Annotated in this window: 7 protein-coding genes; 5 read left to right on the top strand and 2 right to left on the bottom strand. The window is 67.5% G+C overall.

Translation table 11 applies throughout. The features are described from left to right. Positions 1–36 precede the first annotated feature (36 nt). A complete protein-coding gene (locus J7J50_RS13390) occupies positions 37–1,416 on the bottom strand; it encodes a hypothetical protein (RefSeq protein ID WP_215058614.1) in 1,380 nt (459 codons plus the stop codon). Between J7J50_RS13390 and J7J50_RS13385 the strand changes: the two genes are divergently transcribed. Next, positions 1,391–2,152 (top strand): metallophosphoesterase, encoded by a 762-nt coding sequence (locus J7J50_RS13385; protein ID WP_215058613.1) that lies wholly within the window; start codon positions 1,391–1,393, stop codon positions 2,150–2,152. The genes J7J50_RS13390 and J7J50_RS13385 overlap by 26 nt on opposite strands. Here the strand turns inward: J7J50_RS13385 and J7J50_RS13380 are convergent. Continuing rightward, entirely contained in the window at positions 2,149–2,988 is an 840-nt protein-coding gene (locus J7J50_RS13380) for a 4'-phosphopantetheinyl transferase superfamily protein (protein WP_215058612.1), read from the bottom strand. The genes J7J50_RS13385 and J7J50_RS13380 overlap by 4 nt on opposite strands. A 738-nt stretch (positions 2,989–3,726) precedes the next feature. Here J7J50_RS13380 and J7J50_RS13375 point away from each other — a divergent pair. From J7J50_RS13375 to J7J50_RS13360, 4 genes are read left to right on the top strand one after another with little or no spacing between them, the layout of a single operon-like run. Beyond that, entirely contained in the window at positions 3,727–4,134 is a 408-nt protein-coding gene (locus J7J50_RS13375) for a hypothetical protein (protein ID WP_215058611.1), read from the top strand. Continuing rightward, complete coding sequence (locus J7J50_RS13370; protein ID WP_215058610.1) at positions 4,134–4,394, top strand: hypothetical protein; 261 nt, start codon at positions 4,134–4,136, stop codon at positions 4,392–4,394. The genes J7J50_RS13375 and J7J50_RS13370 overlap by 1 nt, the downstream gene beginning before the upstream one ends. Next, positions 4,391–15,052, top strand: a complete 10,662-nt coding sequence (locus tag J7J50_RS13365; protein WP_215058609.1) for a beta-ketoacyl synthase N-terminal-like domain-containing protein — start codon at positions 4,391–4,393, stop codon at positions 15,050–15,052. The genes J7J50_RS13370 and J7J50_RS13365 overlap by 4 nt, the downstream gene beginning before the upstream one ends. After that, on the top strand, positions 15,049–25,311 hold the full coding sequence (locus J7J50_RS13360) for an SDR family NAD(P)-dependent oxidoreductase (protein ID WP_215058608.1): 10,263 nt from the start codon (positions 15,049–15,051) through the stop codon (positions 25,309–25,311). The genes J7J50_RS13365 and J7J50_RS13360 overlap by 4 nt, the downstream gene beginning before the upstream one ends. Positions 25,312–25,385: the final 74 nt, after the last annotated feature.

The following is a 25,385-nucleotide window of genomic DNA, read 5'->3' as shown; positions in this document are numbered from 1 at the left end:
GTCGGATGTCGTGTGGAGTTCTGGACCCGGAAGCCTTTACACCCAGGCCCCGGCCGCCCGGGCGAGTTTGCGATACCACGGCATCCGCAATGGCGAATGCATGGCGGCAATCGGGGTCATCAGGCCGGCGCTGTCCGCGATGTCATGGCGTGTCTCGGGAAACTCATTCAGTCGATGCAATGCCCTGACGCGTTGAGGGTCTACCGCAATCACGTTCTGGACCGCCCAATCCGGGTTCACTTCGATCTTGCGCCGGCGTCGCGTGCCCGGATCGAACAGCCAGATGCAGCTGCGGTGGATGTCGATCGCGGCGTACAGGCCGCGGTCGAGATGCAGCACGTTCTGCAACCATTCTCCCAAGCCCGCGCGGCTCTCCACGGGAGCGCAGGCCTCGACCCGCAGCGCCATTTTCATGGTCAGGTGTTCGTCAAAGAAGATCACTCTGCCGCGACGCGTGTCGGTCACGATGTGGTCGCCTGCCCATCCAGGCTCGAAGCCATGCGGGTTGAGCAGGCCGCTCAGCGCTTCGCGAGACGCGCCCGAGCTGCGTTCGACCACGATCGCGCAGCCCTGATGGAACAGCGTGACGAAGATGAGGTCGTTGTGCCGATAGCAGGCGTTGTTCAGATGAGTGGCTGTGAGGTACGTAGGAAGCCCGAATCCGCCCCAGTTCTGCGCCTCGTTCACGTTGATGCGCTTTCCAGTCGCCACGCCCGGGCCCGCCCGGCAGATACGCACGCCCGCCGGCGACTTGTCGTAGCCGTGATCCCATGCCGTCCATGCCCACGTGAGTTCCCGAAGTCCGAGGTCGAACTCAAGCACCGAATCGAAACCCGTCGAGGCCGTCAGCAGCCGTTCGCCATCCGCCGAGAAGTACACCGAATGCAGCTGCGCGAACCAGGGATTGCGATAGACATGCACGACCTGCGCACTGGTGTCGTAGACGCGGACCTCATCGCCGGTGGCCACGACCAGTCGGTCTCCCGCCTGATCCAGGCCGAAGGGCTCTTTCAGTTCGATCGTCTGCGCGCAGCCGTCGCCGAGCCCGTATCGCACCAATAACCCGTCGCGGTATGGACGAGGCGTGCGCCCGCCCAGTCCCTTCATCTGGCGACCATCGATCAGGCGTTGGCGCATGATTCGATTGAGCGCTCGCTGCTTCTGATGCTTGACCGAAAAGATCAGGTCAAGATGATTGCCCAGCGTGTCGTCGAGACAATAGTCCGACAGCCGTTGAGTGCGCGATTTGCGAAAGATGCGTTTAAGCATCGGCTTCGCGCCGGATCGCGTTGGAATGGTTGGATGCGCGCAAGGACCGTGCGTATATACTCCCCGGCGCACCGAGTTGGCCGTCCGCGCGCCCAGCTTGCGGGTCGAGCCGAGGATCGTGATGAAGCTGTTTGCCCTTTCCGACATCCATATCGACTATCCCGATAATGCCCGATGGGTCGATAACCTGTCGGACATGGACTACCGCGACGATGTCCTGATTCTTGCCGGCGACATCACCGAAGACCGTCGCCTGCTCGCGTGGTGCCTTGGGCGTTTCGCCGCCAAGTTTCGCCAGGTGCTGTTCGTGCCCGGCAATCACGATCTGTGGGTTCGACGCGAAGCCGCCGACATGTGCTCGCTGCGCAAGTTCGAACAGGTGATGGCCATCGCGGAGGATTCCGGCGTGTCCAGCCGCCCCTACAGCCACGGGGATACGCTGATCGTGCCGCTGCTTGGGTGGTACGACTTTTCCTTCGGCGAGCCGAACAGCGACCTGCGCATGTTGTGGATGGACTTCCGCGCGTGCCGCTGGCCCGACGGCATCGGGCCGCAACAGGTGACCGAACGCTTCCTCAAGATGAATCCGCAAACGCTTCCGCAACAGGCGCGCCGGGATCGGGTCGTGACGTTTTCGCACTTCCTGCCGCGGATCGATCTGATTCCGTTCTTCGTCCCCGCCTCCATGCACTATCTCAACCCGGTGCTCGGCAGTAGCGGCATAGAGCGGCAGTTGCGTGCGCTTGGCGCGGATACGCACGTCTATGGCCACAGTCACATCAATCGACGGGTCATGATCGATGGCGTGACGTACATCAACAACGCTTTCGGATATCCGCAGGAGAGCATGATTGCCGTGCGTCGACTGGTTGAGGTCGGCTAACAGGGCTCCGAACTCCTGAGATGCCGCGCACTCAGTGGAACTTCGCCCACCAAGGGAGTGAACTTCCGCATCGAGACGCAAGGCGGCGCGCCATCGCCGCGCTCGGCGCAGATCGCCAACAAGTAGTCCGTGGTCGGCCGGTATTGCCACAAGCTCCAGCGTTCGGCGTCGTCTCTGAGTTCCGGATCGATCTTGATGCGTACCGCGCGGTGATGCGGAAACTGGAAGCTGAATCCATCCAGCGGCAGCGAAAGGCCCATGCTGCGAGCCTTGATATAGGACTCCTTGAAGGTCCAGTACTCGAAGAATCGATCCTGCTGTCGAGCAGGGGGGACGCATGAGAGATCCGCCACCTCGCTCGGGGCGAAGTACCGCTGCGCGATGTCGAGGCAGATCTGGCGCCTGGAAATATGTTCGACATCGATTCCCAGGTCGCGATCGCGGCTCACCGCGAGCGCGATCAAGCCGCGGGTGTGCGAGATGTTGAAGCTGAGGTCTTGAAGGTGATCCCGGGCTTCCAGGATCGAGTTCGCGATCATGGGGCGGCCATAGGCGTTCTTCGAGAACTCCCAATGCTTCGGAGCGATGGGCGCGTAGCGTGAGAGCAGGGTGCGCACCATGGATCGCGTAACCAGGTAGCGCTTACGGTCGTCGGCGAAGTAGAAACGACCTTCCTGCGCTACTTCCTCGTCGCTAAGTAACTTTCTTAGTTCGAACAGATGGCCGTCATCCACGATCTCGTCGTAGTAGGTGAGCCAGACGTCGATGCTGGATCGATTGGCTTCGGAAAAACGCGCGGGAGCAGCGGTCGCCAGGACGGATATTGGTGCAGACATGCTTCCTTTCTCGCCTATGCGCGATGGTGATTCGTAAGGCTGTTGCGGGGGTATTCCCCATACCCCAGGCCTCGCGATCATAGCTGCGCATTTTTCGAAATATGTGACGAATTCTAATGTTCTGCATTCATAATCGATTTGGATGACATCCGTCACCTCGATTCATTTATGTAGACGAGACGATACGATCTTCCGGAAAGTTTTCATTCTCTTGCAATGTGTCACAAGCACAGTGGCGGCGCGTTGACATTTTGCTGGGCGTTCTGCTAACTGTGTCCACGGGGAATGAGTATCGACCTCTCGCTGCTTACAACTACTGCACGCATCGTTGCCGTCGTTGTTGTCGTTATCGATACTCGTAAACCGCAACGTCGGGAACCGTTGCGTGCGCTGTATGCGTGATCGTCGTCGTAGTTATCTTTATAGATACTCGTAAAGCCGCAATGACGGGAACCGTTGCGTGCGCCGTATGCGTGATCGTCGTCGTAGTTATCTTTCGATACTCGTAAAGCCGCAACGTCGGAATACCGTCGTGCGCGCCGTATGGGGATAGCCATCGTTGTTCGTTTCGATATTCGACAACCGCAACGTCGGGATTCCGTTGCGCGCGCCGTATGCGTAAACGTCGTCGTTGTTATCGATGTCGATACTCGAGAGCCGCGACGTCGGAATACCGCTGTACGCGCCGCATGCATTTATTTTTCGCGCAGTCTTCTTAGGATCGAGTAGCAGGCGACCATGTCTGAAGAAGTGCTTTCTCCGGTTTGCCGGATTTTCCGGATTTTCTCTGATCGACCCGCGCAGGCATCCGACTCGGCGTCGGAGACTTCCGAAAACGAAGTGGGCCTGTCGCTCTTCAATCCTGTCGGTGAAAGCGAGCTCCACAAGGCGCTCGCTGCGCCAGGCGCCGTCGTCGACAACGAATCGATGCGTCTGGTCGGCCTGCGCTGTTGGGGGGATGAATTGCCGCAAAGGCCCGCACGCATCCCGCGGATGAGCTTGCTGGCCGCGCAGCAGTGGCCGCATTACGGCAAGGGAAAGCGCGCTATCGCTGATGTGGCATCAACGTCTGCATCGCATGGCTCAGCTCGCGGACCACGAAGCGCTGCTGTGCTGATTGCGACACTCCGGGCCGGCAGGGAATGATGGATCAGGCAGCGGCCACGGCGAAACGACGCCGATGTGTCTGGATCGGTCGCGGCGCGCCCGATGCGGAGTTCGAAGCGAAGCTGGACGCGGTCGCGGCGCTTGGCCGGCGTTCGGGCTATTTCGCCGCCTGCGCCTGCGCCAGCGACGAAGTGATGTCTGATGCAGCGCTCGACGATCTGACGGTATCGGAAGTGATCCGGCGCTGCCCGGACGATGAGAGATCCACTAACTCAACAGGGACGTGGCAACGCGCATGAACGCACCGGATAAGACTCCGACGGGAGCTCACGCGTCGCCGCATATCTGCGCCTCCGACCTGGACGCCGCCCGGCTGCCGGCCGATGCCGAGCGCCTGGCCACCGCGATCGTGGCGGCCCAGGTGCGTGCGCTGTTCGCCGATGCGCAAGGCGAATACGCGCCGGACGAACGCTTGGCCATGCTGCGCCCTTCGCATCGCCGCTGGCTCGATGTCCTGCTGGCTCATCTTGAGGCGCATCGGCTCGTCGCCGTCGATCCGCTGACGGGGCATTGCCGTTTTCTCATCGAGGAAACCGTCGAAGCACTCTGGCCGCGTTGGGACGCGGCGATGCCGGGCTGGTGCGAGAACGCCAATCATCGCGCCTATCTCACCCTGATCGAAGCCTGCCTGCGCAGGCTGCCCGAAATCCTGACCGGAGCGCTGCCCGCCACCGACGTGCTGTTCCCCGAATCGTCGATGCACTTGGTCGAGGGCATCTACAAGCACAACCTGATCGCCGATCACTTCAATCGGGTGCTCGGCGACACCCTGCGCGCGGAATTCGCCGCCAGGGCCGCGCGCGGCGAGCGCGGCCTGCGCCTGCTCGAAATCGGTGCCGGCACCGGCGGCACCACCGCGGGGCTGCTGCCGATGCTGCGCGGTTTCGGCGACCTGGTCGAAGAGTATTGCTACACCGACCTGTCCAAGGCCTTCCTGCTGCATGCGCGGGAGGCCTACGAACCGGAGTTTCCGGCGCTGCGCACCGCGATCTTCGACGTGGGCAAACCGCTTTCGTTGCAGTCGATCGAGGGCAACCGCTACGACGCGGTGATCGCGACCAACGTGCTGCATGCCACTTCCGACATGCGCGACACGGTGCGCAACGCCAAGGCGCTGCTTAAGCGCGGCGGCGTGCTGCTGGTCAACGAGCTCAGCGCGTGGTCGTGGCAGACGCATTTCACCTTCGGCCTGCTCGATGGCTGGTGGCTGTACGAGGACGAGAAGCTGCGCCTGCCAGGCAGCCCGTGCCTGTCTTCGGAGCAGTGGACATCGCTGCTGAAGGCCGAGCGCTTCCTCGATATCCGCTTCCCGGCGCACGCGGATCATGGGCTGGGCCAGTTGGTCCTGGCGGCGAGAAGCGACGGCGTGGTTCGCCAGCGTCTGGTATCGCCGGTTGCGCCAGCGACGGCAGCGCTTGAGATAGCCTCCGCGACGACGTCCGTGCCCGCGGCGACATCCGCTTCGGCCGGCGCCTCCGCGCTGGTAGCGCCCGACGATGCCGCAATGCGCGCGGCCTGCGCGCAGCTGTTCCGGGAGATGATCGCGGGCGCGCTGCGGATGGACGCGGGCGAGATCGAAGCCCACAAGCCTCTGGAGCACTACGGGCTGGACAGCATTCTGGTCGTGCAGCTGACCACGCGTTTCCGCAAGCTTTTTCCGGACACGCGCAGCACGCTGTTCTTCGAAGTGCATAGCATCGACGGCCTGGTCGAATACTTCCTGGAACACGATCGGGAAACCGTCGCGCGCGCGGCTTCCGTGCACGCCGCTGCGGTGCCGGCGTCCACTGCGGTTGCGCCCGCATCGACGCAGGTGCCGGTGGTGTCGCCGCCCGCCGTGCGCGCACCGGGCAGAACGCTGGATCGCTCCGGCCGCCGATGGTCGGCGCCGCGCGGCGATGTGCCGCCCGCGCTGCCGATGCGGCCGGCGGCGGACGCAACGCCTTCGGCCGACGCACCTGCGCAACGCGCTGCGCGCTTCGATGTCGCCATCATCGGCGTCAGCGGCCGCTATCCGCAGGCGCCCGATCTGGAATCGTTCTGGGACAACCTGGCGTCCGGGCGCAGCTGCGCGAGCGAAGTCCCCGCCGACCGTTGGCGCTGGCAGGACTATTACGATGCGCAGAAGGGCGAGCCCGGCAAAAGCTGCACCCGCTGGGGCGGTTTCCTCGACGACATCGACAAGTTCGATCCGCTGTTCTTCCGGATCGCGCCGAAGGAAGCGAAGAAGATCGATCCGCAGGAACGCCTGTTCCTGGAAACCAGCTATCACGCGATCGAGGACGCCGGCTACACGCCCGCGACGCTCGCTGCGGGCGGCAAGGTCGGCGTGTTCGTCGGAGCGATGAATTCGCGCTACACCGCGCAGCCGCTGTTCTACTCGATCGCCAACCGGGTCTCGTTCCTGTTCGATTTCTCCGGCCCTTCGTTCGCGGTGGACAGCGCCTGCTCTTCCTCGCTCACCGCGATCCATCTCGCGCTGGACAGCCTGTACAGCGGCATGTGCGAGGCCGCGATCGCCGGCGGCGTCAGTCTGATCGTCGATCCGCAGCACATGCTGGAACTCACCGCTCTGGGGATGCTGTCGGAAGGGGCGCAGTGTCGCTCCTTCGGCCGCAACGCCGACGGCTTCGTCGATGCCGAAGGCGTCGGTGCGGTGGTGCTCAAGCCACTGGACCATGCCCTGCGCGACGGCGACACCGTCCACGCGGTGATCAAGGGCAGCGCGCTGAACGCCGGCGGCCGCACTCACGGCTACACGGTACCCAACCCGGCCGCGCAGGCGCAGGTGGTGTCGTCCGCGTTGGCCCGCGCCGATGTCGATTCCGCCGAAGTGAGCTACATCGAGGCCCACGGCACCGGCACCGCGCTCGGCGATCCGATCGAAGTCGCCGGCCTGACCAAGGCCTTCCGCGCCAGCCGCCGCGCGCCGGCCGATGCCGGCGCGGCGCGCCAGCACTGCGCCATCGGCTCGTTGAAATCCAATATCGGCCACTGCGAGTCGGCCGCCGGCATCGCCGCCCTGACCAAGGTGTTGTTGCAGTTCCGGCATGGGCAACTGGTACCGACCCTGCACGCGGAGGAAGTCAACGACGAGATCGATTTCTCGACGACGCCGTTCCGCCTGCAGCGCAGCCTGACGCCCTGGCTGCGGCCGGTACTGGGCGAAGCCGCCGCGGCGCGCGAGGTTCCACGCATCGCCGGCATCTCGTCCTTCGGCGCCGGCGGGGCCAACGCGCATCTGGTGTTGCAAGAGCCGCCATCATCGCCGGCCTACGCCGACGGCCTCTGGCAACGCGACAACGACGGCGCCTGCGTGGTGCCCTTGTCGGCGCGTACACCCGAGCAATTGCAGTGGAAAATCGAGCGCCTGCTGGGTTTCCTGCAACGCGACGCCTCCGACGCCGCCCTGCGCGACATCGCCTATACCCTGCAGATCGGGCGCGAGGCGATGGACGAACGCATCGCCCTCGTCGCAATATCGTTGGACGACCTGCGCTGTCAGCTGCAGGCGCTGTCGCAGGCCGTGCATCCCGGCCCCGGGGCGAATCGGGGCAGTGTGCGCAAGCACAAGGAATTCCTCGCCGGCTGCAACGCCGATCCCGCATTCGCCGAACGCCGGGACGGCTGGCTGCTCCAGCGGGATCTGGCGCGGATCGCCGAGCACTGGGTCAAGGGCGTCGAGATCGACTGGGCGCGGCTCCATGCCGGCGCGCGCCCCAGGCGCGTCCGCCTGCCGAATTATCCCTTCGCACGCGATCGCCACTGGATCGAGCCGCAACGCACGCTGGGCAACGCCCGGACGGCCGCGGCGGTCCATCCGCTCCTGCAGCGAAACACCTCGGCTTTGCGCGGCCCGGCCTACAGCGTCGATTTGCAGGGCGACGAGCGCTTCCTGGCGCGCGACGCCGCCGGCCGACGGCGCTTGCCGGCGCTGCTGTGCCTGGAAATGGCGCGTGCGGCGATCGCCGCGGCGTATCCGGACAATGTCGCCGCAGGCGAATTGCGCTTCGAGGACGTCGTTGCCGACGATGCGATCCTCGTCGACGACGGCTGCGAGCTGCACATCGCGCTGCTGCCCGACACCGGCGATGCGCTGGGCTTTGAGATCTACGCGATTCGGGGCGGCCTCGAGCGCGTGCATTGCCAGGGGCGTGCATCGTTCACGACGCCGGACGCACAGGATCGAGCGGACGTGGCGGCCCTGATCGCACGCCTCGCGCGCGGCGCTGCGGTCGATGCCGTCCACGACCGGCTGGCGACGCTTGGCGTGCATGGCCTGCGCGCGCACCGCCTCGCGCGCACGGGCCGCGAGGTGGTGCTCGAGTTCGCCGCGGAAACAGCCGACGCCGAGTCGTGGTCGCTGCCCCCCGAAGCGCTCGCATCCGTGCCGCTCGCCGCCGCCTGGCTGCTGGACGAACTCGGGCAGACGCCTGCCGTGCCGTCGGATGTCTCGTTGCGCGCGGTGCAGACGGTACGCGTGCGGTCGGGCGGCGACCGTCCGGCCTATCTCGTTCTTAGCTATCGGGACGACGATTCCGGGCGCTGCGACATCGCGCTGTACGACGCGCACGGCAAGCCCTGCCTGCGAGCGGACGGCCTGCATCTGGAGTGGACGCGCGCGTTCGACGACGCGCCCGCCCCACCGTCGGACCGGGGCGATGCGGTTGCGATTCAAGCCGCCGCGGCCGCCCTCGCGGAAACCGCCGCGCCGGCGCCGACCTTGTCCGCCATCGGCACGCGCATCGTCTTCCTGCCGCACGCGGCGTCCCCCGGGACGCATGCGCGCACGGGCGCGGTCACGGCCAAGCCCACGGCCATGCGATTGCGCGAAGTCGGCGAGATCGATGCAGTGCCGGCACCGCGTTCCACCGGTACATCCAAGGTCGCGTTGCCATCGCCGGACGCCGATCCCGGTGCGGATGCGCCGCCGGCTTGCGTCGAATTGCGCGGGCATGGTGGCGGTGTGTTCTCCATTGCCCTGCTGCAACCCGTGCTGGATCGCGCGGTCATCGCGCAATCGCTGCTGGCGCTCGAACATCTGTGTGAGCGCGAGGATACGCGTGTGGTGCTGTTCGTCGGCGCCGAAACCGATCTCCTGCACGGCAGCGCGGATACGCTCGACGACGCCGTCGCGGCCGGACTGCATCGCGCCGTGGTCGAGTTCCCACTGCCGACCGTCGCGGTGCTGGGCGGCGGTGCCGACGGCTCCGGCTTTCTGCTCGGCGCGCTTTGCGATTTCATGATCTGCGCGCGCGAATCGCGCTACGGCTTCTCCGATCCGCAGCACGGTGCGCAAGCCACGGCCGCGGAGGCCGCGCTGCTGGCGGCCCGCTTCGGCGACGCCTGGGCGGAGGATCTGATCTACGTCAGCGGTGCAATGAGCGGGCGTGAGCTGGCGCAGAAGGGATGGACCGTTCCGGTCGTCGCGCGCGACGGCGCGCTGGCCGCGGCGTTGTCGCTTGCCGAGCGCATTGCGAGCAAGCCGCGGGAGTCGCTGCACCTGCTGAAGACGCACATGGCCGCCGCGCTGCGGGACTGCGTGTCGCGTCTGGGCCCGCACGACAGGCCGATCGCGGACGCATCCGATGCGCGGCGTTCCGCGACGGTACCCGTTGCACTGCCGCAGACGCGGCCGGGAATCGCGGTCGAATACTTATCCGATGCGGCCGTTTCGGTGCGCCTCGCCGACAGCACCGGCGATGCCACCGCAGCCACTGTGTTGCGCGATCTGCGAGCGACGCTGGCCGAACTGGCACAGCACGCCGGCGATGCTTCGGTGGTGCTGCGCAGCGAGATCGACGGGTTTCTGCCCGCCATCGGCGAGGCCACCGAAGCGCAGCGGGTCGATGCCGAGCTGGCGGCGCTTCAGCAGGTTCTGTGCGAGTACCCGTCGCCGGTCGTCGTCGCGTTCGAAGGCGATGCCGATGGCGCCGGTTGGCTGCTGGGATTGAGCGCCGACGCCTGCGTCCACGCCGAAGGCGCGCGCTATTCGACAGATACCCTGTGGCGTGACCCGTCGCTGCTGCGACGGGCGGCGGTGTTGTTCGCCCATCGCTTGGGCGCCAATCGCGCGAAGCGTTGTCTGTTCCAGCCGGCGGCGGTCGCCGGGGCCGAACTGGCGTCCGCAGCGGCGGTCGTGCGTGGCGATGCGGCCGAGGTGCTGACGCATGCGCGGGCGCTGGCGGATGCGTTTGTGCTGCGCGCACCCGCGCTGCGCGCGCGCCGCCGCGCCGTGCTGGCCCGGCTTGCGGACGCGTTTGCCGTATCGGACGCGGTCGCGGGCGACGCCAGCCGGGTCGCGGCGCGGCAGCCCATGCCCGAATTCCCCGCCATCGAGACCGAACTGCGCGACAACGGCGTGCTGGTCGTGCGCATGGTCGATCGCGAGGCGAAGAACATGTTCTCGCCCGCGCTGGTACGCGGGCTGGAAGAGGTCTTCGCTCATATCGAAGCGTCGGGCGATTACCGCGCCGTCGTGCTCTGCGGTTACGACACCTATTTCGCTTGCGGCGGCACCCGCGACAGCCTGCTGGCGATCCAGCAGGGCAGCGCCAAGTTCACCGACACGAAGATCTACCAGCTGCCGATGAGTTGCGCCGTGCCCGTCGTCGCCGCCATGCAGGGGCACGCGATCGGCGGCGGCTGGAGCTTGGGCATGTTCGCCGACCTGTGCGTGTTCAGCGCCGAAAGCCGCTACATCAGCCCGTACATGCAATACGGCTTCACACCGGGCGCGGGATCGACGCTGATCTTTCCGGCCACGCTCGGTCCCGACCTCGCCCGGGAGACCCTGTTCGCCGCGGTCGAGCACAGCGGCAGCGAGCTGCGCGCGAAAGGATTGCCGCACCCCTGCATAGCGCGCGACGAGGTGCTGCCCCATGCGCTGGCGCTGGCGGACGCGATCGCGGCGCGGGCGCCCGCCGACGTGCGTGCGCTGAAGCGGTATTTCGCCGTCCCCGGCCTGGCCGTGATCGAGGACACCTACGCGCGCGAACTGGCCATGCACGCGCGCAGCTTCGTCGGAAAGGAGCACGCGCTGCAGGGCGTGATCCGGCATTTCCAGTCCGAGGAAGACGCCGTTCCCGTGGCGGCCACGACGCCCGGAACCGCAGCGCCGCAGAAGATCGCGCATGCCCTGAAGGACCTGCTCGCGACCGAATTGCAGATGGACGCGGCCCAGATCGACGAAGACACGCAGTTCGTCGACCTCGGCCTGGATTCGATCACCGGGGTGACCTGGGTCCGCAAGATCAACGCCGCTTACGGCACCCGGATCGAGGCGACCAAGGTCTACAGCCACGCGACGCTGCGCCAGTTCTGCGATTTCGTCGTCGAGCGCATGGCGCTGTCGGGCGCGGTGGGGACGCAGGCCGTCGCCAATGCCGCCAGGCCGGCGCCCGCCGCCGCGGAACCGGCGTCGTCGCCGACTGCATCGCCGACGACGATCACGGAGACCGGGCCAGTCGCGACGGATGCCGCGGCCGCGCAGGCGGATCTCTCAATTGCGCTCCGGCACTTGCTCGCGCAGGAACTGCACATGCCGGAGGAAGAGATCGACGCGCACCGGCAGTTCGTCGACCTCGGCCTGGACTCGATCACCGGGGTGACCTGGGTTCGCAGGATCAACGCCGCTTACGGCACCCGCATCGAAGCGACCAAGGTCTACAGCCATCCGACCCTGGCCGAATTCGCGCGCTTTCTCGCCGGCCTGCTGCCGGCGCGTGCGATGCAGCCGCAGCCGTCCTCGGCGCCGGCGCAACCCGTCGACGCCAGGCCGCTCGCTGAGCGCACGCGCCCAGCCGCACGATCGGCCCGCACCCTGGCCTCGTGGCGCAACAAGAGCGCGCGCAAGGCCGTGGGCAGCAACGCCATCGCCATCATCGGCATAGCCGGCCAGTTCCCGCGCGCCGGCGACCTCGACGCGTTCTGGCGCAACATCGCCGGCGGCAAGGACTGCATCGATACCGTGCCGCCGCGGCGCTGGGACATCGAACGCTACTTCAGCGAAGACATTTCGATTCCCGGCACCACCAACAGCCGCTGGATGGGCGTGTTGGACGACTGCGACGCATTCGATCCGCTGTTCTTCAACATTTCGCCGACCGAAGCCGAGAGCATGGACCCGCAGCAGCGGCTGATGCTGCAGAACTGCTGGCACGCGATCGAGAACGCCGCGATCGACCCGCGCAGCCTGTCGGGCAGCCGCTGCGGCGTGTTCGTCGGCTGCGGCGCGAGCGACTACCACCAGCGTTCGCGCGAGCATCAGTTCAGCAGCCAGGGCTTTACCGGCGCGGCGATGTCGATCCTCGCCGCGCGCATCGCCTACTTCCTCAACCTGCAGGGGCCGTGCCTGTCGATCGACACCGCGTGCTCATCCTCGCTGGTGGCGATATCCAACGCCTGCGACAGTCTGGTCGCGGACAACTGCGACCTCGCCCTCGCCGGAGGCGTGGCGGTGATGGCGGGCCCGACGATGCACGTCAAGACCGGTCAGTCCGGCATGCTGTCGACCGACGGCCGCTGCTTCGCCTTCGATCACCGCGCCAACGGCTTCGTGCCCGGCGAAGGCGTGGGAGCGCTGATGCTCAAGCGCCTCGCCGACGCCGAGCGCGACGGCGACATCGTCCACGCGGTGATCCGCGGCTGGGGCGTCAATCAGGACGGCAAGACCAACGGCATCACCGCGCCGAACCCGGTGTCGCAGACGCGCCTGATGCGAGCGGTCTACGACCGCTTCAACATCGATCCGGAAGACATCCAGCTGATCGAAGCGCACGGCACGGGCACGAAGCTGGGCGATCCGATCGAAGTGGAAGGACTCACCCAGGCCTTCCGCCACTACACCGACAAGACCGGCTACTGCGCTTTGGGCTCGGTGAAGGGCAACATCGGCCACACCCTCTACGCGGCCGGCGTCGCCAGCGCGCTAAAGCTGGTGCTGGCGCTGAAGCATCGCCAACTTCCGCCGGCGGCGAGCTTCGAACGCCTCAATCCGCATATCGATCTGTCCGACAGCCCGTTCGTGGTCAACACCGCGCTGAAGCCGTGGCCCGAGAACGCGAAGGGCGGGCGTTCGGCGGTGATCAGCTCCTTCGGCTTCAGCGGCACCAATGCGCATCTGGTGCTGGAAGCGGCGCCGACGCGCGGCGCCGCCGGGCACGACGCTGCTCCTGCGCGTCCGGCGCTGATTCCGTTGTCGGCCAAAACCACCGAGCAGTTGCGGCAGCGTGCGCAGTCGCTGGCGGATGCACTGGCGGCGCGAATCGCCGACGACGACGCGCAGGCCGCGCCTTCGCTGCACGACATCGCCTACACGCTGCAGGTAGGCAGGGAAGCGATGGAGGAGCGCTGCGCGCTGGTCGCGCATTCGCTGGTCGAACTCGAAGCGCGGCTGCGTGCGTTCGCCGCGGAACGAACAGCCGCGGATATGCACGTCGGCAGCGGCCTGTCGCGTGGCGGCAAACTGGCCTTCATCGGCCAGGACGCCGAGCTGAAGGCCGCGCTGATCGATACCTGCCTGCGCGACGGAAAACTCGACAAGCTCGCCGAGCTGTGGGTCGATGGTGTCGATCTTCCGTGGGCGAAACTCCATCCGGCCGAAGCCGGCCGTGGTCCGCGACGCGTCGAACTGCCGCTGTATCCGTTCGCGCGCGAACGCTACTGGCTGGAAGACGACGCCGCGGCGACGGCGCAGCGCGCCGAAGGCGCGTCGTCGAAGATCCATCCATTGCTGCACATCAACGCGTCGACCCTGCGCCAGCAGCGCTACCGGTCCACCTTCGACGGTAACGAGGATTTCCTGCGCGATCACCGCGTGCGTCTGGGCGACGGACGGGTCGAGCATGTGCTTCCCGGCGTCGCGTATCTGGAAATGGCGGCGGCGGCGATCGCCGATGCGCTGCCGGATGCCTTTGCGGATACGGCGTCCGGACACGCCGCGTCGCCAACGCGATCGCACGGGCGATTGACGCTCAGTGATGTGGTCTGGTGGCAGCCGATGGTGGTGGACGGGCCGATGGCCGTCGAGATCGAACTCGGCGTCGAGGACGACGGCGTGATCGCTTTCGAGGTCGCCAGCGGTTCGGGCGATGGTCGTGTCCTTCACTGTCAGGGCGAAGCACGCTTCGTCGATGCCGCCGGCGAGCGCATGGCGGACGCCGGGCTGCTGGCGTCGGCGCAGCGCGGCGAGCGATGGAGCGGCGACGAGATCTACGCCGCCTTCGCCCGGATGGGACTGCATTACGGCCCCGCGCATCGCGGCATCCGCGCGATCTCCCGGGTGGGTGGAAAGCTGGTGGCGGACCTCGCGCTACCCGCCATCGCCGGCGACGCCTGGCGCATGCCTCCGGGGATCATGGACTCCGCGCTGCAGGCGTGCGTCGGCTTCCTGCCGTCGCTGCAGGCGCTGCCGCAAGCGCCGTCGGTGCCGTTCACGCTGCGCTCGCTGACGCTGCACGCACCGTGCCCATCGGAAGTCGTCGTCGTGTTGACACCCGCGGCGGGCACCATCGACGACAGCGGCGGACATGCGGCCGTGGACAGCTGCGATGTCTCCATCTTCGACGCGGACGGCGTGCTTTGCATCGACATCCGCGGCTTCGGCTGGCGGCCGGTAGACGGTGCGAAGGCCGCGACGCTGGCCGGATCGCGCGACGCGGGCGATTCGGACAGGGCAGGGGGTTTCGATGGAGCAGGAATGTCGAATGGGACGCGAATGGTGGACGCAACCGTGATGTACGACGAGACGTCGATGCACGCAGCGCGCACGCAGCAATCAGCCACGTCGGATGAAGCGGAAATGTTCGACGAAACCTTCTATCGGGACCTGCTGGAAAGCATCTCCAGAAAAGACCTGTCTGCCGAAGATGCCGTCGAACTCGGGTTGTCGTCATGAAGGATTCGCTGCTGTCCATCTACCGCGCGGTCGCCGAAGGCCGGCTGGCGCAGGCCGAAGCGCTGGTCCGGATCAAGGCCTTGAAACGACAGGCGTCCGACGCCGGGCAGGGCGTTGTGCTCGCGACACCCGAATGGTTCGCCGCGTCGGCGACCTCGGCCCCGGCGCAGCCCGTGGACAGGCTATTCGTTTGGGGCGTGGATCCGGCGGTGGTCGCGTCGCTGAAGGCGAGCCGTGGGGACGCGCAGATCGAAGCGTTCGCGCCTCCCGCGAATGTCACCTCCATAGATGGAATCTTTGCCGATGCGGCGCTGCAGGGACTCGCGGCGATCCAGTCGATGCTGGCGAGCGCGCGGAGCGTTCGCGCGCTGGTGATCGTCGCCGATACCAGGGATGCCGATACGGGGATCGCTGACGAGGCGGTCGCTTGCGGCTTCGACGCCATGTTCAGGACGGCGATGGAGGAAACGCCGGCCCTGGTCGCGCGCGTGATCAGGGTGCCGGCCGATATCGGCGCCGCCGAACTGCAGCAGATCGTGCACGACGAGTCGCGCGCCGATGCGCCGCGCGGCGCGGCCGTCCGCCATGTGCGAGACGCCGGCGGCCTGCGCCGCGAAGTCTTGCGATGGCGCGTGCTGGGAGAGCATGTCGAAGGCCAGGCGCAGTCCGCGGCGCCGGTGGCGTTCAGGGAAGGCGGCTGCTATCTGATCACCGGCGGCGCCGGCGGCATCGGTCTTCAGTTCGTGCGCGAGATCCTCGCGCAGTGCCGCTCCGCTCGCATCGTGCTGGCCGGGCGCTCGACGCTCGCGCCCGATGCGCGCCGGATGCTGGATGCGCTGGCGACGCCGCTGCACCGGATCGAATACGTCGCGCTCGACGTGACCGATCGCAGCGCCGTCGACGCGCTCGTGGCCAGGTTGCGGGAGCACGACCGGCCGCTGCGCGGCATCGTGCACTGCGCGGGCATCATCCGCGACGGTTTCATCCTGCGCAAATCGCCGACGACGTTCGCATCGGTGCTGGCGCCGAAGGTAGCCGGGTTGGCGAATCTCGATCTCGCGACGCGCGAGTTGCCGCTGGATTTCATCCTGCTGTGCTCGTCCTTCGCGGCGTGCTGGGGCATCGTCGGCCAGGTCGACTACGCCGCGGCGAATGCGTTCATGGATGAGTTCGCCGCGCACCGCAACCGTCTGGCGGCGCGGGGCGAGCGCCATGGCCGCACGCTGTCGGTGAACTGGCCGCTGTGGCAGGACGGCGGGATGAGCATGGACGCTGCGACCCGCGAGCGGCTGCTGGACCACACCGGCATGCGTCCGCTGTCCACCGTCGCCGCGATGCGCGCGATGTACCGCGGCCTCGCGCTTTCCTGCGCGCGTGTGCTGGTGATGGAAGGCAGATTGCCGGCGATGCGGACACTGCTCGAAGCGACGAATTCCGCAACGGATTCCGCAACGGATTCCGCGGCAAGAATTGCAAGCGAGACCGCCCGCGACAGCGCGACCGCCCAGGTCGTCGACGCAACGCCGGTGGGCATGGACGACACCCTGCGCGAAAGAGCGCTGGACTACCTTTGCCAGCAGTTCTCGCAGGTACTGAAGATTCCTGCCGCCCGCCTGCGGCCGCAGGCGCCGCTGGAACAGTACGGAATCGATTCGATCCTGGCGATGAAGCTGGTGACGCACCTGGAAACGATCTTCGGCAGGCTGCCGAAGACGCTGGCGTTCGAATACCAGACCATCGCGCAGCTCAACGACTATTTCTGCAGCGCGCACGCCGACCGCCTGATTTCACTGCTGTCGCCGCGTGCCGTGCCCGCGGACACCGCGACCGCTCCGTTCGCGACCATCGCAGCGGCGACGGCCGCGAGATCGCACGTGCCCGGCAAGCGCATCGGCACGGCGCGTCGAACGTCCGACGCCATCCAGCCGCAGCCGCACGCCGAGGCGCAGCCCGTTGCGTCTGCGCCGCGAAGCGACGCCGACATGCGCGGCGCGGACGCCGCTGCCGCGATGGCGCGCATCGACAAGCCGTCCATCGACGACGAACCGACTCTCGGCCCATCCCTCCATAGCGAAAGCATCGCCATCGTCGGCATCAGCGGCCGCTATCCGGACGCCTGGGATCTGGACGAATACTGGCGCAACCTGTCGCAGGGCGTGAACTGCATCCGCGAAATTCCCGCCGACCGCTGGCGCTGGCAGGACTACTATCGCGACCCCGTCGGCGGCGAAGCGCTGGCCGCCGGACTGCACAGCAGCCGCTGGGGCGGATTCATCCAGGGCGCGGACGAATTCGATCCTCGCTTCTTCAGCATCACGCCGCGAGACGCCGAACAGATCGATCCGCAGGAGCGGCTGTTCCTGCAGCACGCGTGGATGGCGATCGAGGACGCGGGCTATACCCGCGCCGCGCTGCAGGCCTGCCGCGGCGGGCAGGTGGGCGTTTACGCCGGCGTGATGTACGGCGAGTACAACCGTTCGGGCAGCCTGGCCAGTATCGCCAACCGGGTGTCGTACGCGTTCAACCTGCACGGACCGAGCATGACGCTCGACACCATGTGCTCGTCGTCGCTGACCGCGATCCATCTGGCCTGCCAGGATCTGAAGCTGGGCCGCACCGACATGGCGTTGGCCGGCGGCGTCAACCTCAGTCTGCATCCCGGCAAGTACGGCATGCTCAGCGCCGGCCAGTTCATTTCCAGCGCGGGCCATTGCCAGAGTTTCGGCGAAGGCGGCGACGGCTACATTCCGGGCGAAGGCGTGGGCGTGGTGGTACTGAAGCGTCTGTCCGACGCGCAGCGCGACGGCGATGCGATCCATGCGGTGATCCGCGGCAGCGCGCTGAACCACGGCGGCAAGACCAACGGCTACACGGTACCGAATCCGCAGGCGCAGGCCGCGGTGATCTCCGCCGCGCTGAAGGACGCAGGCGTCGATGCGCGCCACATCAGTTACATCGAAGCGCACGGCACCGGCACGAAGCTGGGCGATCCGATCGAGATCGCGGCACTCGGCAAGGCGTTCCGCGAACATACCGCGGACACCGGTTTCTGCCTGATCGGCTCGGCGAAGTCGAACATCGGCCATTGCGAATCGGCGGCGGGCATCGCCGGGCTGACCAAGGTCATCCTGCAGATGCGCCATCGTCAGATCGCGCCATCGCTGCATTCGCAGCGGCTGAATCCCAACATCGATTTCGGGACCACGCCGTTCGAGGTCAATCAGCGTCTGCGGCCGTGGAACGCACCGGTGATCGACGGCCGGGAAGCGCCGCTGATCGCGGGCATTTCCTCGTTCGGCGCCGGCGGCGGCAACGCCCATCTGATCGTGGAGGCGCATACCGGCGTTTCCCGCGCGGCCCGCGACGAATCCGCCGTTTCAACCACGCCCTGCGCGGTGCTGCTGTCGGCGCGCACCCTGCCGCAGCTGCGGCAAAAAGCCGTGGCGCTGAAGGCGTTCGTCGAGGCCGACGCCGACATCGATCTGCACGGCCTGGCCTGCACCCTGCAGCTCGGGCGCGAGGCGATGGAAGAGCGCCTGGCCATGCGCGTGGGTTCGCGCGCCGAACTGATCGACAAGCTCGCCGCGTTCCTCGACGACGACAATCCCGAGGACGGCGCGCTCGCGGACGACCTCTACTACGCGCAGTCGCGCCGCCACCGCGAGAGCATCGCGCTGTTCACCGTCGACCGGGATCTGCAGGCCAGCGTCGACGGCTGGTTCGTCGCCGGAAAGGTTTCGCGGCTGCTCGATGTCTGGACCAAGGGCCTCGACCTCGACTGGTCGAAACTGCATGGCGCACCGCTGCCGGGGCGGATGCATCTGCCGGTCTATCCGTTCGCGCGCGAACGCTACCGGCGCGAGGAATCCACGGACGCGCACGCCGCCGCGACGACGGCGCAGGCGATCCATTCGCTGGTCCACCGCAACGCTTCCAAACCCGGTCAGCAGCGCTATCTCAGCCTGTTCCGCGCGGACGATCCGCGGATCGTGGGGCTCAGGTTCCAGGGGCAGGCGATTGTGCCGCGCGGTCTGCAACTCGAAGCGGCCCGGGCCGCGCTGGCGGACGGGCTGGGCATGCTTGAGGAAGGCATGCTCGAACAGGGCAGGGCATGGGCCTTGCGCGACGTGCGTTTCGGCGCGCCGCGGGCGATGCCGGCGACGATCGAGGTCGAGATCGCGGTGCTGCCGCCGGGCCAGGGGCGGCGTCCCGAACCGCAGACCGCGGCGTTCGAACTGTCCGCGCCCGCCGATGGCCACGTGTTCTGCCAAGGCTTCGTCGAAGCCTGTGCCGATGCGCCCGCGCCGATGCCCGACATCGCCGCACGGTCGCGCGGCGTCTCGACGATGTTCCCCGACCGCGCCGCGATGATCGAAGCGCAGCGCGCGAACGGGTTCGAAACCGATGCGCTGTATGCGATCGTCACGGCGGTACAGCGCTCCGCGGACGGGCTGTGGGCGACGTTCGAGGCATCGGGGCCGTCGCAGACCGCGTTCGCGGACTGCACGATCGACCCGCCCGCCGTCGACGCGGCGATGCTCGCCGCGCAGTGGCTGGGTTTCGCGCACGACGTGCCGCATCTGCCCGCGGGCTTTGCGCAGATGCGCGTGCATCGCGTGCGCGGCCGCCCGCGATACGCATGGATTCGCGCGCACGCCACGCCGCGGCGCGACGGCGCCCCGTGCGTCGATATTTCCCTGTATACCGACGATGGCGCGGCGTGCATCGAATTCACCGCGCTGACCTTGCTGCCCGCCGTGGCAGCCGCCGCGGCTGATGCGGAACCGGCCCCGGAGCGGACGCTCCAGGCAACCCCGGCCGTGCGCATGCTGGATCGCCGGTTCGAAAGCCGCGCATCGCACCACGACAACGCGTCGCACGCCGATGTCGACGTGGCGGCGGCATCGTTCGCGGCCGCGCTGCACAAGCCCGGCGCGATCGCGCTGGAACCGCCCGCGCTGATCGCCGCGATCGCCGCGACGACGCTGGACAAACCCTCGCTGCCGCTTTCGACGCAGGGCGGTGCGTACATGGGTCATCGCGATGGCCAGGCCCTCGGCGACGGGACGTCTTCCGCATCGGTGCTGATGCGCGATCGCGGCGACGGCATCTTCGCGCTGCGTCTGCATGCGCCCGCGGGCGCGCTGGAACCCGCGCTCATCGATGCGCTGCGACAAGCTTTGGCGCATGCGGCCGCGCTGCCGTCACTGAAGGCGCTGTTGATCGAAAGCGACGAGCGCATCTTCCTGCGCGACAGCCAGGCGGCGCTCGATCGCGAGGCCACGCACTCGCTCCTGCAAGCGTTGGCCGCATTTCCCGCGCCGACGCTGGCGCTGCTCCGCGGGCAGGCGCTCGGCGCCGGCTTCCGGTTCGCCTGCGCCTGCGATGGCGTCATCGCGGTCGACGACCAGGACTACGGTTTCTCCACGCCCGAACAAGGACCGACCCTCGTCGACGCCGCGCAGCGCGAATGGCTCGCCGCGCGCTTCGGCGAACCGCTGGCATCGCTGCTGGCGATCCAGGAGCAACCGCTCAGCGGCCGCGAACTGCAGGCGGCCGGGTGGGGCGCCGTGGTCGTGTCGCGCAGCGATTTCGACGCCACGGTGGACGCGTACTGCGCGAGCTTGTCGGACAAATCCGCCGATGCTCTGCGGTTGCTCAAGGCGCATCTGGCGAGCGAGTTCGATGCCGGCCTCGCCGCGGACGCCGGTGTGCGTAACGCCGCAGCCTCCATCGATGACGCCGCGCCGCAGGCGGCCGACTTCGACAGCGCGACCGCGCACGATGCCGTCGCGCTGACGCGAGACGACGATAATTTCCTGCATTTGCGCTTGAAAGCGGATGCTTCGACGCCCACCGACGTGCTGTTGCGGCAGCTGCAGCAGTCGCTGCGCGCGGCCGATGGCGCCGCCGCGGTGGTGTTGCACAGCGATTTCGACGGCTTCCTGCCCGAAGACGCCAGCGCGCACGACGAAGCCTTGCGCGACGCGCTGCGCGAACTGTCGCGGCTGCGCGCACCCGTGGTAGCGGTGCTGGACAAGAGCGCGATCGATGCCGGCTTGCTGCTGGCGCTCGCCTGCGATGCCGCGGTCTACAGCGAGGACGGCGAATACGGGGCGATCGCCCTGCACGCGCATTGCGGACATCTGGAACTGCTGGACGCGCTGTTGGCCCGGAATTTCGGCGCCTGGGGCCGGACCTGGGCGCTGAGCGGCGAGCGCTTCAGCGGTCGCGCCCTGCGGCAGCGGCTGCCGCTGCTGCAGGTCTGTGCGGCCGATTCGGCGACCGAGTTCGCGCGGCAGCTCGCCGGACGGCTGCACGCGCAGCCTCGCGACTTTTCCGGCAGTCCGCCCTCGCTGGTCGCGCGCCTCCTGCGCGATGCGTCCCATTCCGCCGATCCCGCTGCTGTCGATGCTTCGCCGGCGACTGCGGCGGAAGCCGGCGCGTTGCATCTGGACTCGACCGTGGTCCACGCCAGCGTCGATGCCGACGGCGTGGTGCTGGTGCGTCTGGAAGACCGCGACGCGCGCAACATGTTCTCCGACGCGCTGATCGCCGGACTGCAGGAAGTTTTCGAGCGCATCGGCGCGTCGCCCGCATACAAGGCCGTCGTACTCACCGGTTACGGCACCTATTTCTCCTCCGGCGGCACCCGCGACGGCCTGAAAGCGATCCAGGAAGGCCGGGTCCGCTTCACCGATCAGGACGTGTTCCATCTGCCGATGCGCTGCCCGCTGCCGGTCTTCGCCGCGATGCAGGGCCATGGCATCGGCGCGGGCTGGACGCTGGGATTATTCTGCGACGGCGCGCTGTTCAGCGAAGAAAGCCGCTACCTCAGCCCGTACATGAACTTCGGATTCACGCCCGGCGCGGGTGCGACCGCCATCCTGCCGGCCCGGCTGGGTTTCGATCTGGCGCGCGACAGCCTATTCACCGGGCGCGAGATCGACGGGGAAGCGCTGGCGCGGCGCAATCGGCTGCTGAACGTGCTGCCGCGCGAGCGCGTTGTCGACGCCGCGCTCGCGCTCGCGCGCAGCGCGGCGCGGCATGCGCGCGCCGACCTCGTCGCCTGGAAGGCCGCATGCGTCGCACGGCATCTCGACGCCTGGAAGGCGCTGTTCGCGCGCGAAGTCGCGATGCACGAAACGACCCTGGTGGGGCATGCCGATGCGCTGCGCCGCATCGAACAGCGGTTCGCGCCTTCTCAGGCGGAAGCAGAGGCACCGGTAGATGCCGCGCCGCATCGCGCGAGCGCCGTGAAGGGCGCGGACATCCTGCCGGTCATTCGCCGCCTGTTGGCCGAAGAATTGCGCGCGGACGAGGCGGAGATCGACGCGGCCACGCCGTTCGTCGATCTGGGCCTGGATTCGATCTCCAGCGTCACCTGGATCGGCAGGATCAACGCGCATTTCGGGCTGGCGATCGAAGCGACCAAGGTCTATCGCTATCCGAACCTGCGTTCGCTCGCCAGGCACATCGGCGAACACGACCCGACCGATGCGCAGGCTGGCCAGAGCGAGGATGCGGCGATCGCCAGCACCGCCGTGGCGCCGCCGACGAACGCGCAGACCGCCAAGCCGCAGCGTGCGATATCGGCATCGGCGGCCTCCGCAGGGTCCGCACCCCCATCGATACCCGTATCCGCATCCGCGGCGGGCGTCGATCTCGGCGCCGTGCGTCGCACGCTCATCGAGCTGCTGGCGCAGGAGCTGCGGCAGCCGTCAGACAGCATCGATGCCGATCGCGGTTTCGTCGAGTTGGGACTGGACTCGATTTCAGGCGTCACCTGGGTGCGCGCGATCAACCAGCGTTACGACATCGCCATCGAGGCGACCCGCGTCTACACCTATCCGACCGTTGAACAGTTCGCGCGTCTGGTGCGCGATACGCTCGCGCAGCGCGTCGCAGCGCATACTTCGGCGTCCTCCGGAACGCCGCAGTTCGCGCAGTCCGCTGCGGACACCGCGTTCATCGCGCCGTCTGCCTGGCCCGCGCTCGCATCGTGGCGCAGCGCAGACACGGTTACGGTCGTAGCGGCGCCGCCTGCGTCCGGCATGCACGCCACCGAAATCGCGGTCATCGGCATGGCCGGCCGCTTCCCGATGGCGAAGGACGTCGACAGCTTCTGGGACAACATCGCCAGCGGCCGCAACTGCGTCAGCGAGATTCCGTCGTCGCGCTGGGACACCCGCGACTATTACGTCGAAGGGCAGCCCGGGCTCGGCCAGAGCAATTCGAAGTGGATGGGCGTGCTGGAAGGGCACGACCGGTTCGACCCGCTGTTCTTCGGTCTGTCGCCGGTCGAAGCCGAAGCGATGGACCCGCAGCAGCGCCTGTTCCTGCAATGCTGCTGGCATGGCATGGAGAATGCGGGCTACACCGCGGAACGGCTGTCCGGCAGCAGGTGCGGCGTGTTCGCCGGTTGCGCCCACGGCGACTACAACCTGCTCTCGCGCGAGCAGCAGATCAACGCGCTGGGCTTCACCGGCGGCGCGACCTCGATCCTCGCCGCGCGCGTGTCGTATTTCATGAACCTGCAGGGGCCGTGCGTGTCCATCGACACGGCGTGCTCGTCGTCGCTGGTCGCCATCGCGTCGGCCTGCGACAGCCTGATCACCGGCGCGGCGGACATCGCGCTCGCCGGCGGCGTGTACGTGATGGCCAACGCCGACATGTTCCTGAAGACGGCACAGGCGGGCATGCTCTCGCCCGAGGGCCGCTGCTATACCTTCGACCAACGCGCGAACGGATTCGTGCCGGGCGAAGGCGTCGGCGTGGTCATGCTCAAGCGCCTGGCCGACGCCGAACGCGACGGCGACAGCATCCTCGGCGTCGTGCGCGGCTGGGGCGTGAATCAGGACGGGCGCACCAACGGCATCACCGCGCCGAATGCGGAATCGCAACAGCGTCTGATCCGCGACGTCTACGACCGCTTCGGCATCGATCCCGGCCGCATCGAACTGGTCGAAGCGCACGGAACCGGCACCAAGCTCGGCGACCCGATCGAAGTCGACGGTCTGAAGTCGGCGTTCCGGACGGCGACCGACCGTCGCCAGTACTGCGCGATCGGCTCGGTGAAGACCAACATCGGCCACTGCCTGACCGCGGCCGGCGTGTCCGGCTTCATCAAGCTGCTGCTGGCGCTGAAGCACCGCACGCTGCCGCCCAGCGCCAACTTCGAAACACCGAACGAACACCTCGATCTCGACGCCAGCCCGTTCTTCGTCAACACCAGCGCGCGCGACTGGGCTTCGCCCGATGGCGCCGCCCGCCACGCCGCGATCAGCAGCTTCGGATTCAGCGGCACCAACGCGCATCTGGTGCTGGCCGAACACGTGCCGTCCGCCGCGCGTGGGTCGGCCGTCGCGGTCGAGCCGCCGATGCTGCCCGATGCCGGCTTCATCGTGCCGCTGTCGGCGCGCTCGTCCGAACAACTGCTGCGCAAGGCGGCGGATCTGCGCGACGTCCTGCGGGCGGGGTCCGCGCGCGATCCCGGATACGACCCGGCCGCGTTGGCCTACAGCCTGCAGTGCCATCGCGACGCGATGGACGAACGGCTGAGCTTCGTTGCACGCAGCGTGCAGGACGTGATCGACCAGTTGGGCGTCTACATCGACGCCGCGGGTTCGAACCGGCCGCTTCCGCACGGATTTTTCGCCGCGCACGTCCGCCAGGGGCGCGAAAGCGTGCGCCTGCTCAATGAAGACGCCGGCATGGCGGCTCTGGTCGTCGACAAGTGCATCGCCGAAGGCAATGCCCTGAAGTTGTGCGAACTGTGGGTGAAAGGTCTGGCGCTGGACTGGCGCAGGCTGCACGGCGCGCGCACGCCGCCGATGGTCGCGTTGCCGCCGTATCCGTTCGCCGAGGACGTCTACTGGATCGCGCCGGACGACAGCGTTGCTGTGGCGATGCCGGGCCACGCCGGCGAAAAATTCCGGCATCCGCATCCGTTGCTGCAGGAACAGGTTGCCGACCTGGGCGCGCAGGGCTACCGGCAGGCGGCCCACGCAGACAACGCCGACGCGGGCAGCGCGCGGCGGACCGAGCGAATTCATCTGCCGACCTACGCCTTCGCGCGCATGCACTGCTGGCTTCCGTCCGAGGACAAGGTGCGTGCGGCCGCCGCTCCGGCGACGGCAGCGCCGCCGTTCGGCCAATACCTGCACAACCTGGACGTCATCGCCGGGCTTTTCGCGGAACTGGAAGAGGACACGATGAGCCCCGCGGAGGTGGCGGCGCGCGTGAAGCAACTGGCCTGAAGCGATGGGCGACACGTTGGGAAAGGCGTTGAACTTGCTGCACTGAGCAGCGGACAAGGACACGAGAACGGATG

It is taken from the genome of Lysobacter sp. ISL-50 (assembly GCF_018612875.1).
GTDB lineage: Bacteria > Pseudomonadota > Gammaproteobacteria > Xanthomonadales > Xanthomonadaceae > Lysobacter.
Note: the sequence above shows the minus strand (reverse complement) of the source record. Positions and strands in the feature narration are given on the sequence as shown.